General features: G+C 37.9%; 12 protein-coding genes. 2 read left to right on the top strand and 10 right to left on the bottom strand.

Annotation, left to right across the window (positions count from 1 at the left end):
• Nucleotides 1-79: 79 nt before the first annotated feature.
• Nucleotides 80-1,651 carry a Vga family ABC-F type ribosomal protection protein gene (locus KHA88_RS04690; RefSeq protein WP_213096923.1) on the top strand — a complete coding sequence of 524 codons (1,572 nt, stop codon included), beginning with the start codon at nt 80-82 and terminating at the stop codon, nt 1,649-1,651.
• A 221-nt stretch (nt 1,652-1,872) separates the two neighbouring features.
• Here the strand turns inward: KHA88_RS04690 and KHA88_RS04685 are convergent, their stop codons facing one another.
• Complete coding sequence (locus KHA88_RS04685; RefSeq protein WP_213096924.1) at nt 1,873-2,838, bottom strand: quinone oxidoreductase family protein; 966 nt, start codon at nt 2,836-2,838, stop codon at nt 1,873-1,875.
• A 146-nt stretch (nt 2,839-2,984) separates the two neighbouring features.
• Entirely contained in the window at nt 2,985-3,254 is a 270-nt protein-coding gene (locus KHA88_RS04680) for a DUF1292 domain-containing protein (protein ID WP_213096925.1), read from the bottom strand.
• Nucleotides 3,255-3,395: 141 nt separating this feature from the next.
• On the opposite strand from KHA88_RS04680, the gene KHA88_RS04675 reads away from it, so the two are divergent.
• Nucleotides 3,396-3,710: a hypothetical protein gene (locus KHA88_RS04675; protein WP_213096926.1), complete on the top strand. Its 315-nt coding sequence runs from the start codon at nt 3,396-3,398 to the stop codon at nt 3,708-3,710.
• Nucleotides 3,711-3,777: 67 nt separating this feature from the next.
• Here the strand turns inward: KHA88_RS04675 and KHA88_RS04670 are convergent, their stop codons facing one another.
• The 8 genes from KHA88_RS04670 to KHA88_RS04635 all read right to left on the bottom strand — a co-directional run bounded on the left by KHA88_RS04670 (nt 3,778) and on the right by KHA88_RS04635 (nt 12,871).
• A complete protein-coding gene (locus tag KHA88_RS04670; RefSeq protein WP_213096927.1) occupies nt 3,778-4,377 on the bottom strand; it encodes a response regulator in 600 nt (199 codons plus the stop codon).
• 14 nt (nt 4,378-4,391) lie between these two features.
• Entirely contained in the window at nt 4,392-5,513 is a 1,122-nt protein-coding gene (locus KHA88_RS04665) for a sensor histidine kinase (protein WP_213096928.1), read from the bottom strand.
• An 84-nt stretch (nt 5,514-5,597) separates the two neighbouring features.
• Nucleotides 5,598-6,110, bottom strand: coding sequence for a G/U mismatch-specific DNA glycosylase (gene mug, locus KHA88_RS04660; RefSeq protein WP_213096929.1), 513 nt, complete (start codon nt 6,108-6,110; stop codon nt 5,598-5,600).
• A 10-nt stretch (nt 6,111-6,120) separates the two neighbouring features.
• Nucleotides 6,121-6,981, bottom strand: a complete 861-nt coding sequence (locus KHA88_RS04655) for a dimethylarginine dimethylaminohydrolase family protein (protein WP_213096930.1) — start codon at nt 6,979-6,981, stop codon at nt 6,121-6,123.
• 185 nt (nt 6,982-7,166) lie between these two features.
• Nucleotides 7,167-7,925: a DeoR/GlpR family DNA-binding transcription regulator gene (locus KHA88_RS04650; RefSeq protein ID WP_213096931.1), complete on the bottom strand. Its 759-nt coding sequence runs from the start codon at nt 7,923-7,925 to the stop codon at nt 7,167-7,169.
• Nucleotides 7,926-8,038: 113 nt separating this feature from the next.
• Nucleotides 8,039-9,292 carry an L-rhamnose isomerase gene (gene rhaA, locus KHA88_RS04645; protein ID WP_213096932.1) on the bottom strand — a complete coding sequence of 418 codons (1,254 nt, stop codon included), beginning with the start codon at nt 9,290-9,292 and terminating at the stop codon, nt 8,039-8,041.
• The gene (rhaB, locus tag KHA88_RS04640; protein ID WP_213096933.1) at nt 9,293-10,759 is read right to left on the bottom strand and encodes a rhamnulokinase; all 1,467 of its coding nucleotides are present in this window, start codon (nt 10,757-10,759) and stop codon (nt 9,293-9,295) included.
• Between the two features lie 42 nt (nt 10,760-10,801).
• Nucleotides 10,802-12,871: a bifunctional aldolase/short-chain dehydrogenase gene (locus tag KHA88_RS04635; RefSeq protein ID WP_213096934.1), complete on the bottom strand. Its 2,070-nt coding sequence runs from the start codon at nt 12,869-12,871 to the stop codon at nt 10,802-10,804.
• Nucleotides 12,872-12,917 lie beyond the last annotated feature (46 nt).

Here is a 12,917-nt window from a genome sequence, read left to right as displayed (position 1 = left end):
TGTGCACCTATGCCTCCTATTCTGAATATGAATAGGAGGCATTTTTTGTCTCCAAACACGTTGAACTGGAGATGATTGAATGATTTTATTGGAAGCGAAAAACCTTAAATATTATATAAAGGATCGATTATTAATCGATACGGAACACTTATATATTCAAAAACGCGATCGAATCGGCTTAGTGGGGCGAAATGGCAGTGGAAAAACCACCTTATTAGAAATTTTAGCTAATAAGAAAACACCTGAAAGTGGAACAGTCTCTGCTCAGGCTCGTTGTGAACTTTTGCCTCAACTAAAAAATACGAATACGACAAAAAGTGGTGGTGAGGTTACACAAGATTATATAAATCATGTACTTTCGAAAAAGCCTGGTATTTTACTAGCGGATGAACCGACGACCAACCTTGACACGAAGCACATAGAAAAACTTGAAAAACAGTTAAAAAGATGGCAAGGCGCTATCGTAATTGTTTCCCATGACCGAGCATTTCTAGACTCACTTTGTACAATCATTTGGGAACTAAATGAAGGAAAAGTGAAGGAGTATAAGGGCAATTATTCAGAATATGTCGCGCAAAAAGAATTGGAGCGGCGGCAACATGAAAATGCTTATGAGCAGTTCGAAAAAAAGAAAAAGCAGCTTGAAGAAGCACTTGTTCTAAAGGAGCAAAAGGCTGAACGAGCAATGAAATTACCGAAAAAAATAAGCCCATCTGAAGCTAGATTAAAAGGTGCCAAACCTTATTTTGCGAATAAACAAAAGAAACTTCGAAAAACTGCAAAAGCCATTGAAACAAGGTTGGAAAAACTGGATGAAGTTCAAAAATTAAAGGAAATGCCATCAATAAAGATGGATTTGCCGAATGAAGAAACATTCAAAGGTCGAGTTGTTTTACGTTTCAAAGATGTATCGGGATTAATTGGCGAACGAATTCTTTGGAACCTCACCAGCTTTGATGTAAGAGGTGGAGATAAAGTGGCCATTATAGGGGAAAATGGAAGCGGAAAAACCACCCTTTTGAAAAAAATTATTAATGGAGAAAATGGTGTTACCAAATCCCCTTCAATGAAAATCGGGTATTTTAGCCAGAACTTAGATGTGTTGAACGTAAATGATTCCATTCTCGAAAATGTTCACTCGACGTCTCATCAGGATGAAACCTTTATTCGTACGGTTCTCGCGAGATTGCATTTCTTTAGAGAGGATGTTTATAAAAAAATAGAGGTTTTAAGTGGCGGCGAACGTGTGAAAGTCGCATTTGCAAAGTTATTTGTTAGTAATATTAACACGCTCATATTAGATGAACCGACTAATTTCCTTGATATTGACGCTGTTGAAGCATTCGAATCTCTTCTTCAAGACTATGAAGGAACAGTCTTACTCGTTTCACATGATCGCCGCTTTATTCAAACGATTGCTAGCCGAATTCTCTCAATCGTTAATCAAGAAATTCATATGTTTGAAGGGACATTTGATGAATATAAACATTATGTACCTCAAAAAAAACGAGATACGAAAGAAGACGAGATACTCTTGTTGGAAACTAAAATATCCGAAGTGCTAAGTCGTCTTAGTATCGAACCTTCTGATGAACTAGAGATGGAATTCCAAAAACTTTTAGCTGAAAAGCGAAAAAGACAAGAGCAGTAATTATAAAATAGTTTTGAGGCCCCAGTTTCTACAAGATTTTACACAATGAGTTTTTTTTGAATAAAAAAACACGCATAAGATATTATCTATTAAGCTCTTTTAATTTTAATCCCTGTAGCAAATAAAACTATTCGAACAAATGAGTTTTATTTCTCTAAAAAAGATGTGCATTAATCAAATTTAATGGCACATCTTTTTGTATGCATATACTTATAAGCTTGTTATGGTATTAATAAAATTTTTCCTATGCTTTTTCGGCTTTCCAGTAATCTGTGTGCTTCGGAGCCATCCTTTAAAGAGAAAACAGTTGGTTTTTTCACTTTTATTTTACCTTCAGCAATCCAGTTAAACAATTGATGAGAGCGTGTTGTTCTTTCCGCGGAGGAAGTCAATACATTCCAAAGGTCTCCTCCAGTAAGAGTTTTAGACGTGTCCATAAGCATTCTTGGATTGACTGGAGATGGATCTCCACCTGCCATTCCATAAAACACAACCGCCCCACCGATTTTTGTGACTTCAAAACTATCAGCTAATGTAGAGCCAACTGAATCATAAACGACGTCGACTCCTCGACCTTCTGTTATTTCTTTTACTTTTTTACTCCATTGTTTTCCATATAGGAAGACATAGTCCGCTCCAGCTGAATAAGCAGCTTTAGCCTTTGATTCTGAAGATGTGAGACCAATTACTTGAGCGCCGAGTAGTTTACCAATCTGGATAAGTAATTGACCAACTCCACCAGCTGCTGCGTGGACAAGCATAGAGTTCCCTGCTTTTATTTTATAACTATCTTTTGTTAAATAGTGCGCTGTTAATCCTTGCAGTAAAACAGCAGAAGCAGTTTCATGGGAAATGTTATCTGGTAACAAAATGGCTTTTTCCTTAGGAACGGAGACCAAATCAGCATTGGCAAACGGCACATCTGCAAATGCAATACGATCCCCAACCTTATATTCGGTAATCCCGGTAGCTATTTTTTCGATAATTCCTGAACCTTCATAGCCCAATATGTAAGGTGGTTCACCAGCTAAATGATAATTTCCCTTCCTTCTGTATACATCAGCGAAGTTCAAACCAATAGCCTTCATTCTCACCAATATTTCATCTTCTTTAATCATAGGGTCAGATATCTCTTTATATTGCAATACTTCGGGTCCACCAAACGATTCAAAGATAAGAGCTTTCATCTTACTACCTCTTTTCTACTCACTATGTACAAAGAGCCCAAAAAATTACTTTTATAATAAATCTACTCTTCCACAATTGTCCCATAATTACTTTATTTTACTTGAGAAAATATAAAAAAGAGAGGCAGTTTTATCCTCTCTTTTCATTACTCTTCCTCATCCATCATTTCATCAAACGCAGCCAGCACTTTATCAAATTCCTCGTCACTGTCAATTGCTGCAAAATCGCCATCTTGATCTACCTTTAAAAAGAATACATCCATTTCTTCATCGTTTTCTTGCTGGATGTCTTCAACAAAGCTAACCGCTGCGTATTCCGTTCCCTCGAGCTCAACTGTCCCGATTATTTCAACTTCATTTTCCTGATCATTCTCATCGATGATCGTAAAAATTTCGCCTACTTCAATTTTTTCCATGGACTATTCTCCTCTCTAATATTGCTAATTATTATCTTTTCCCATTTAAGTGCAGTTTCATTCTTAAAAAAGTACTAAAATGAGTAAACTAATCAGGTATATACTATAATTAGTCCATCAGTTCTTAAAGGAGATTTTTAAATGAAACATAATGACTTGGAAGAAAGAATCATACAAAACTATCAAAATGATGAAAAGATGATGATTCTTGTTTTTGCCCAATGGTGTGTAAATCATGATCTAAACCCAGAGGAATTATATTTACAGGCTTATCCAAATCAAGAAAAAAACCTCGCTTTGAAAGAAGCCATTGAACTAACTGTCCCCAAAGATGAGGCTGGAGACATTTCTACCGAAACATTGCTTGGTGTTTTATTATTATTTGGCAACGATGATCTTGCTTTTGTGATAAATCAAGAAATTGGAAAGATGAAAAATCAAATAGTTGACAGTTAGGACCAGGATAATGGTCAATTGGAACCTAGGTCGATAAAGTTCAACTAGTTTTCGACCTAGGTTACTCCTATTTAAACCAGCCCTTTTTTCTAGACTGAGTGATTGCTTCAATCCGGTTTGTAACCTCAAGCTTATCGAGAATTTGTGAGATATAGTTTCGAACAGTCCCAGTTTTTATGCTTAATTGATCCGCAATTTCTTTTGTGTTTTTCCCATCAGCCACGAGTTCCAATACTGCCTTTTCCCTATCAGTAAGCGGATTTTCTTCACTATAAACATCATCCATCAGTTCTGGTGCATACAGGCGCCTTCCTTCCATCACACTGCGTATAGAGCTCGCCAGTTCTTCGCTTGGGCTGTCCTTCAATAAATACCCTTTTACACCAGCTTTTATTGCACGTTGGAAATAACCGGAACGTGCGAAGGTAGTTAAAATTATCACTTTACAATCCAACCCTTTTATTTCCTCCGCTGCCTCAAGCCCTGTTTTTTCCGGCATTTCAATGTCCATGATGCAAATATCTGGTTGGAATTGTTTAACAAGAGAAATCGCCTCTTCCCCATTGCTGGCTTTTCCAACCACTTCCATATCCTCTTCCAAATTGAGTAGTGAGCCTAATGCACCCAACATCATTCTCTGATCTTCTGCGATGACAATTCGAATCACGTATATGCTCCTCCTTATGCGTTTGGCTTAATGATACTGGGCAGTTTCATAATAATTGTGGATCCATTATTTGAAACAATATCAAGACTGCCATTTACAAATTCCAGACGTTCTTTTATTCCCAGTAATCCACTTCCGTTTAATATGTCATGACCTTCTGTTATACCGATTCCATTGTCTTTGACAATTATGGTTATTTCACTCATCGACTGCTCGATTTTGATTTCACATAAAGAAGCTTGACTATGTTTGACAACATTTGTTACCGCTTCTTTCAGACACATGCTTAAAATATTCTCCAAATAGAGGGAGACATTTGTCAACGGTAAATCATGTTCCACTGCGAAATCAATTTGTGCAGCTTTAAGTATTTGCTTAACTCGAACGATCTCTTCTTTTAAACGAATTCCGCGCATTTCCGAGACCATTTTCCTTACTTCATTCAATGCTGTTCTTGCAGTTTGCTGAACGTCTTTCAATTCATTGCGTGCTTGTTCTGGATCTTTGTATACTAATTTTCTTGCTAAGTCACTTTTTAGCCCAATGAGTGAGAGTTTCTGTCCTAATGTGTCATGTAAGTCGCGGGCAATCCTCTGACGCTCCTCTTGCTTAACAAGATTTGCGATTCTATCGTTTGCGTATTCAAGCTGCTGTTCGAGCTGCTCCTGCTTTTTACGATTATAAAGATTGAATGGAAGCAGAATTACACTTATCCAAATAATGATGACAAATGGCAACTGCGAAATAAATAATTCATCTTTAATGACAATATTATAATTAATTGATATCGTCGTGAAGACTAAGTGAATGATGTATAACGTTAAAAACGCAATCCGGTTTTTGATATTTCCATTATAGTAAGCAATATAAAAAGCAAAATAGATAAAGTGAAATAGAATGGTCATCGTAATCGAGATACCAATCAAGATCCCCGTCCATAAGTAGACAGGCCATCTTTTGGAAATAAAAGCAAAACGATATGTAATAAAAAATAGGATTGTAAGTACCAGCCCCACCACGATTTCTATTGTAGAAGAAGATTGAAATATAAAATAGAATGGTAAAATGGTTAGGATTGTCCATATGTATGGTGAAATACCTGAACTTTTCAAAAAAGCGAAGGACTTCTTTTTCATTTTAAAAACCTCTTTTACAAACAAAAATATAGCTCCTTTGTCATCATAACATAACAAAGGAGCTACAAGCTGAATTTCATTAAGTTATTCGATAGCATTTAACAACTTTGGCAGCTCGCTATAAATAGCAGCTATCTCGTCGATTTTCATTCGGACGAGCCCGCTTGATGAAGGCGCAACGAAGTCTATCGTATCAGGAACAATAGAATTTAGTTGTTTTCCCCATGGAATATTCTTTTTGCCACTGTATTCCTGGTACACTCCTTTTCCCACAAAACAAACAATCTTTGGCTTATATAAGGATATTTTTTCTATTAATTGCAGCTTTCCTGCACGATATTCCTCAGGTTCAATTTCTTGGGCATTCCTTGTAGGTCTAGCAACAATATTTGTCAGCCCGTATCCAATATCAAGCAGTTTGTAATCTTCTGTTGGTTCATATTTTCTCTCTGTAATTCCAGCTTTATACAAAATCGACCAAAATCGATTAGTGGGATTGGCAAAGTGGTGACCTGTTTTGCTCGATCGAATACTTGGATTAAAACCTACGAACAAAACATTTAGATTGTCTTTGATATGATCAGGAATAGGATTCATCGTATGCCTCTCATTTATTGCCTCTTAAGACCGGCAATGTACAACAGCGAAAAGATCCGCCTGATTTTATAATTTCGGAAAAATCTATTTCAATGACGTTATATCCTCGAGCTTTTAACTGACTGTTTACTTGCCTATTTACCGGTAAACTAAATACTTTTTTATTTCCGATTGAAAGTACATTCGTCCCAAGAGTAAATTGTTCTTCTTCCGTCACTTCAATTAAATTAAAGCGCGATTCCAGCATATCGATTGTTTCTTTATCGAAGGCATTGGGGAAAAACAAAGCTTCTTCTGGAGATAAAATATTAAAGACACAATCTAAATGTAAATATTTTTCATCAAAAGGAATGGTCTCGATCGTATATGTAGGCAAAACCTTTTTTAATTGGTTCACTGCTTGTTCGTTCGTCCTACTGCTCATACCAACATAAATAGTATTGCGGTCAACGATCACATCGCCACCCTCAATCGATCCTTTCGTTAAATCAAGGAATGGAACCTTTTGGGATTCAAGTCTCTCCTTTAACACATTTTCTTCTCCTTGCCTTATTTCACTCGCCATTTCAGCCACAAATAAAGTTCTCCCAATCGTAAAACCTATATCACGGGTAAAAACCTGTTCAGGATACTTTTGTAGTGGTGTAAGCAAGATTACATCAACCCCGTGGTTCCGCAGTGCTTCAGTAAATTCTCTATGCTCTATCAATGCACGTTCCGAATCAATATTCTCCTGTTTAAAATGCTTTTGTGTCTCATTAATCACATCGTGAATAGCCATATGCTCTGGTTCACATAAAATCACTTTATGTAGTTCATCATATTCACTGCCGCAAAATGTTGGCTTTTGTTGTTTTGAACTCATTGCCATTGTAATCCTCCCAAACTTTCTTTACCTTCAACATGTCCTGTTTATATGTTTTTTATTAATTGCTCATTATCAAATCTCATTTACCCTGTATTCTAAGCATAAAACATAGGAGGTTAAAGAATGCAAAAAAGAAGGAGCCCCATATCATGACATGGTGCGCCTTCTTTATTACTATCTATATCAAATTAGACAACGACTATTGGGATATTTCTTTCTTTAAATAATTGGCAGGAGGCATGGTCTAATTTTTTGTCCGTTATGACAAAGTCCACTTCGGAAAGCGGTGATATTTGTGAAAATGCACGTTTACCGATTTTGCTTGAATCTACCATTAAATAAACTTGGTCAGATCGTTCGATCATTCGCTTTTTCAGCATCGCCTGAAGTTCATTCGAATCACTTAGCCCATCATTGAAATCAAGACCTTTGCATGATAAAAACACTTTATTCACGTGATACATATTAATCGATTGTTCCGCAAGAGGTCCCACGTATGATAATGATCTCGGTGAAAGTCTTCCCCCCATGGAGATAATTTCGATTTTTTCTTTTTTACTTAGTTCCATGACCACTTTAATCGAATTTGTTATTACAGTAAGCGGAAGATTGGGCAGTTCTTTGGCCATGTACCAGGCAGTCGTACTTGCATCCAAAATGATTCTATCACCACTTTTCACCTGCTTTGCAGCTTCAACGGCAATCGCCTTTTTCTCTAATACATTCGTGATAACTCGCTCGGAAAAATGAATTTCAGAATCTTGTTCTCGCACGCTTACTGCTCCGCCATGACTGCGCTGAAGCTTCTGTTCTTTTTCTAGTTTTTCAAGATCTCTCCGAATTGTTTCTTCCGTCACCGAGAAAATATTACTCAACTCCGTAACACGGATGCTCGACCGTTCATTGACAAGCTCGATTATTTTTTGATGTCTTTCCGCTACAAGCATCGAAAACTCCCCTGACCTTTGTTTGTTTTTGTTTATCTGTTTTTCCATATTATAGCATAGTTTAATAGTCAGCTGAAAGAGCGACTAATCACTTCAGCCGCTCGATTCTGCTTTTATCGATTTAACATAACGTCTTCTTCATAGCTTTTAATTGCATCAAGCCATGTTTCCTTCACTGGTACTCCCATTTTATCGCAATAATAATCCCATACAGCACCGAATGGATATGTTTTAAATTCTTCTATTAACGCCAAACGTTCTGTAAAATTGCCATCTTCCTGTAGTTGCTTTAAATAATCATTTGGAGTAAGCATGGCATAGAGCAAGGCTTTGATCATATTACGTGTTCCAATCGTCCAGGCAGCAACACGATTAATACTTGCATCGAAAAAGTCTAGGCCAATCATTACTTGATCAAGTGCGTCATTTCTGACAATTTCTAGGGCAAGTTCACGAAGTTCATCATCCAAAGTAACCACATGATCACTATCCCAACGTACTGGGCGCGATACATGCAACGCTAGTTTATCACTATATAGTAGCATGGCGGAGATTTTATTGGATACCGTTTCAGTCGGATGGAAATGTCCCGTATCAAGTAGACATAGTTTATTATTTCTCAAAGCATAGCCGAGATAAAACTCATGAGACCCAACAACGTATGATTCTGAACCAATCCCAAATAATTTACTTTCAATTGCATCTATATTGTGTGATTCATTCACATCAGCAGCAAAAATTTGATCTAGCGATTCTTTCAACCTTTTTCTTGGTGTCAGTCGGTCACTTGGAACATCTTTATATCCATCCGGAATCCAGATATTCGTTAAACAAGGAGTCCCTAATTCACGGCCGAAATACTCACCAATCTTCCTACTGGCAATACAATGATTAATCCAAAATTCACGAATTTCTTCATCTGGATGCGATAAAGTTAAACCGTCCGCTGCTTTTTCATGGGAAAATAACGTTGGATTGAAGTCAAGTCCAAGCTTATTTTCTTTCGCCCACTTTACCCAATTTTCAAAATGTTTTGGTTCCAATTTATCTCTTTCTACTTTTTCTCCATTTGTTTCCGCATAGATAGCGTGAAGGTTCACACGATGCTTTCCTGGAATAAGTGAAAGGGCCTTTTCAAGGTCCGATCGCAGTTCCTCGGGAGTTGTTGCTTTTCCAGGATAATTCCCTGTAACATCAATCCCGCCAGATAATTCATGTTGATCTATCTCAAACCCAGAAATATCATCTCCTTGCCAACAATGGATGGAAATCGGAACCTTCTTTAAAATTTCTAAGGCATCATCTACATTAACTCCCCATTTTTCATACGCAGTTTTTGCTATTTCATAGCTCTCTTTGAGTGACATTTAACTGATCTCCTCTCTATTTTGTGAATATAACATTCTTTTAAACTGCCGGATTATATCTTCTTTACTATCAGGATAAGGATTGAAGCTTTTAATTTTAAAGGAATCTTTAATAAGCTGTCTTCCTGACTCTATATGTTCAAGTTCCTTATTTGCTATGAGTTGGACGATTAAATTGCCGATGGCTGTGGCTTCCGATGGACCTGCATAAACCGTTTTTCCACTTAAATTAGCTGTCAGCTGGTTTAAAAACTCATTATTCGCGCCGCCACCCACAATATGCACTCGATTAATTTGTTTGCTCGTCATTCTTTCTAAATCTTCAAGTGCAATGGCATAAATTATGGCTAAATTATTAAAGACGGCTGAAGCGAGTTCACCAGCTGATTCTGGTACGGATTGATTCGTTTCCCGACAATATTCTTGAATTTCCTCAATCATATTAACTGGATTTAAGAAACGATGATCATTAAAGTTAATGAACTGTTGAAACGGCTGGACCTGCTTTGCTTCTTCTACAAGCTGTTCGAAACTGAAATCCCCGTTCAGTTTCCTACGGACTTCTTGCAAAATCCACAGCCCCATGATATTTTTCAAAAAACGAAAAGTGCCGAATGCGCCCCATTCATTTGTGTAATTATCCGCAAGTGCATAAGAATCGATGAACGGCTTATGGTTTTCGATTCCTATGAGCGACCAAGTCCCACTGCTTAAATACGCCCAGTTCTCTCCATCTCCTGGAGTGCCTACAATTGCCGATGCCGTATCATGTGAAGCTACCGTAATGATTTTGCATTCTGGCAAATCATATTCAGGAAACCATTTATGTTTTAATAATCCTAGCTCCGTTCCGGGTTCTATCAGTGCTGCAAACTGCTCCTTTTTCACCGAAATTAGTTCTAATAGCTCTTCATCAAATGCCCGACTGTCAATATTTAGCAATTGTGTCGTTGATGCATTCGTTACTTCAGTCACAGCATTTCCGGTTAAACGGTAGCCGAGATAATCAGGGATCATCAGTATCTTATCTGTGTTTTGTAGTAATTCCTGATCTTCTTCAAAAAGCTGATAAATCGTATTAAAGGGTAAAAATTGAATGCCGGTTTTACGATATATTTCTTCCTTAGACATTAAATTCGTCAGTTTTTCGATTGTTTTGTCCGTACGGTGATCTCGATAAGTAACAACATCTTGCAAACGATCTCCATTTTGATCAAGTAATACATAATCTACTGCCCAAGTATCAATTCCAACTGTACACTCCTCAAAACCAAGTGACTTTGCTACAGATAGGCCTTGTAAAATTTCGTTCATTATATAATCGATATCCCAGTAATAAGTGCCGTCTTTCTTTTCAAAGCCATTCGAAAATCTGTGAATGTCTTTGATTGTCAATTTCCCATTTTTTATTTCCCCTGCAACTAATCTTCCGCTAGATGCCCCGATATCCACTGCGATATGGATCACTTATTCATACCTCCTTTATAGGACCGAGTACACATCATTTCTTTATCTTGTAAATGCAGCTGGTACACCGCCGTCTACTGTAATCATGGCACCTGTGGTTTTCTCTGCTTTAGATGAGGCGAAAAATGCAATGGACTCTGCAATGTCTTTTGGATAAATATTAACAAGCAATGATGTTCGCTTGCGGTAATGATCCTCTAATTGATCAGGTTCAATCCCATACGCCTCTGCACGTTCTTCACGCCATTTTGATCCCCAAATCGCCGATCCTTGTAATACCGCATCAGGAAGAACTGAGTTGACCCTTATTCCAAATTCTCCTCCTTCTGCAGCAATACAGCGGGCCAGATGGGTTTCAAGTGCTTTCGCTGAACTGTAAGCCGTTACATTCTTGCCGGCGTATAATGAATTCTTCGAGCCAACGAATACCATATTTCCGCCGATTCCTTGTTTTTTCATGAGGCTGAATGCTTCACGAGCGACAAGAAAGTATCCAGTTCCAAGCACATTCATATTTAAATTCCATTCTTCCAAGGTCGTTTCATCAAACGGGCTTGAAGTCGCAAGGCCCGCGTTATTAACGATAATATCTACGCCACCATATGTCAGTGTTGAATGGTTAAAAGCTGCTTTTACTTGAGCTTCGCTTGTAACTTCCATTTTCACTGCAATTGCCCGTCCCGCGCCAAATGTATTATTTATATGAGCTGCTACTTTTTCAGCACCTTCAAGGTTCAAGTCTGCTAGAACAACATGAGCACCCTCAGATACTAGTCGGCGTGCCGTTTCACTGCCAATGCCGCCTGCACCGCCTGTAATAAAGACTATTTTTCTAGAAAACTCTACTTCTGGTGGAGCAAGTGTTAATTTATATAGTTCCAGTGGCCAGTACTCCACGTTATATGATTCATTTTCAGTTAATGAAACAAAGTCACCAAGTGAAGTGGATCCTTTCATCACCGCAATGGCCCGATGATAAAGGGCACCGCTTACATTTGCCATTGCCAAGCTTTTCCCTGAGTTAATCATGCCAAGTCCCGGAATTAAAATGACCCGCGGGGCAGCTTCGAACATTTGGTCGCCTGAATGTTTATTGCGGTCAAAGTAAGCTTTATATTCTTCTTTAAAATCCTTAACACCTTCTATTATTTTTTCAATTAGGCTATCTATATCTCCGTTTTGTGGATCCCAATCAATATAAAGGGGCATTCGCTTCGTATGTACAAGATGATCCGGACAGGCTGCACCTACTTGAGACAATTTCATTGCTTTTTCACTGTTTACAAATTGCAAAACGTCATTAGAGTCATCATAAGAAAGTATCATTTTCTTATGATCACTGACCGCTCCGCGAACGACGGGCATCACACGGGCCAATATGCTTCGACGGTCTTTATCGGTAAGGGATGAATATTTTTGTCCACCGAATATTTTATCTTCTTGAATTCGCTCCTGTATATATATTTCCGTTTCATTAATAATGGCAATCGTTTTTTCATATGCTTCTTGCGAGGTTTCACCCCAAGTAACGAGACCGTGCTTTTCCATTAAAACAAGTTCAGCGTCGGGGTTATTTTTTACACCTTCAGCAATCATTTTAGAAAGTGTAAAACCTGGCCGTACATAAGGCACCCAGACAAATCGGTTTCCATAAATGTCCTCAGCTATCTCTTTTCCATTGTCTGCACAGCAAAGACTAATAATTGCATCGGGATGTGTATGATCGACATGTTTAAACGGCAAAAATGCATGAAGCAATGTTTCAATGGATGCCCGGGGATGATTGCTATCAATCATGCAGTGTGACAAATAAGCAACCATATCCTCATCATTCATTTCATCCTTCTCTATTAAAGGGCGAATATCTTTCATTCTTAAACCAGTGAAATTTGCAGCTTTCATCGTTGCAAGATCAGAACCGCTTCCTTTCACCCACATAACTTCAACATCACGGCCGCGAAAGTCTGTTTCAACGGTTTTCATCGACGTATTGCCGCCGCCCCAGTTACAAACAGAACGATCTGTTCCCAGTAAGTTTGAGCGATATACTAATTCTTCCACTCCAAGTGGTAATTGCGATGCTATTTCTTGATTCCATAAACATTTTACCATTTATCTCTCCTCCGTTATCTCTTTGTCTTTGTTTTTATTGTATATT

Origin of the sequence: Lederbergia citrea (assembly GCF_018343525.1) — a bacterium.
Classification (GTDB): Bacteria; Bacillota; Bacilli; order Bacillales; family Bacillaceae_C; genus Lederbergia; species Lederbergia citrea.
This window is presented reverse-complemented; position numbering and strand designations above follow the sequence as displayed.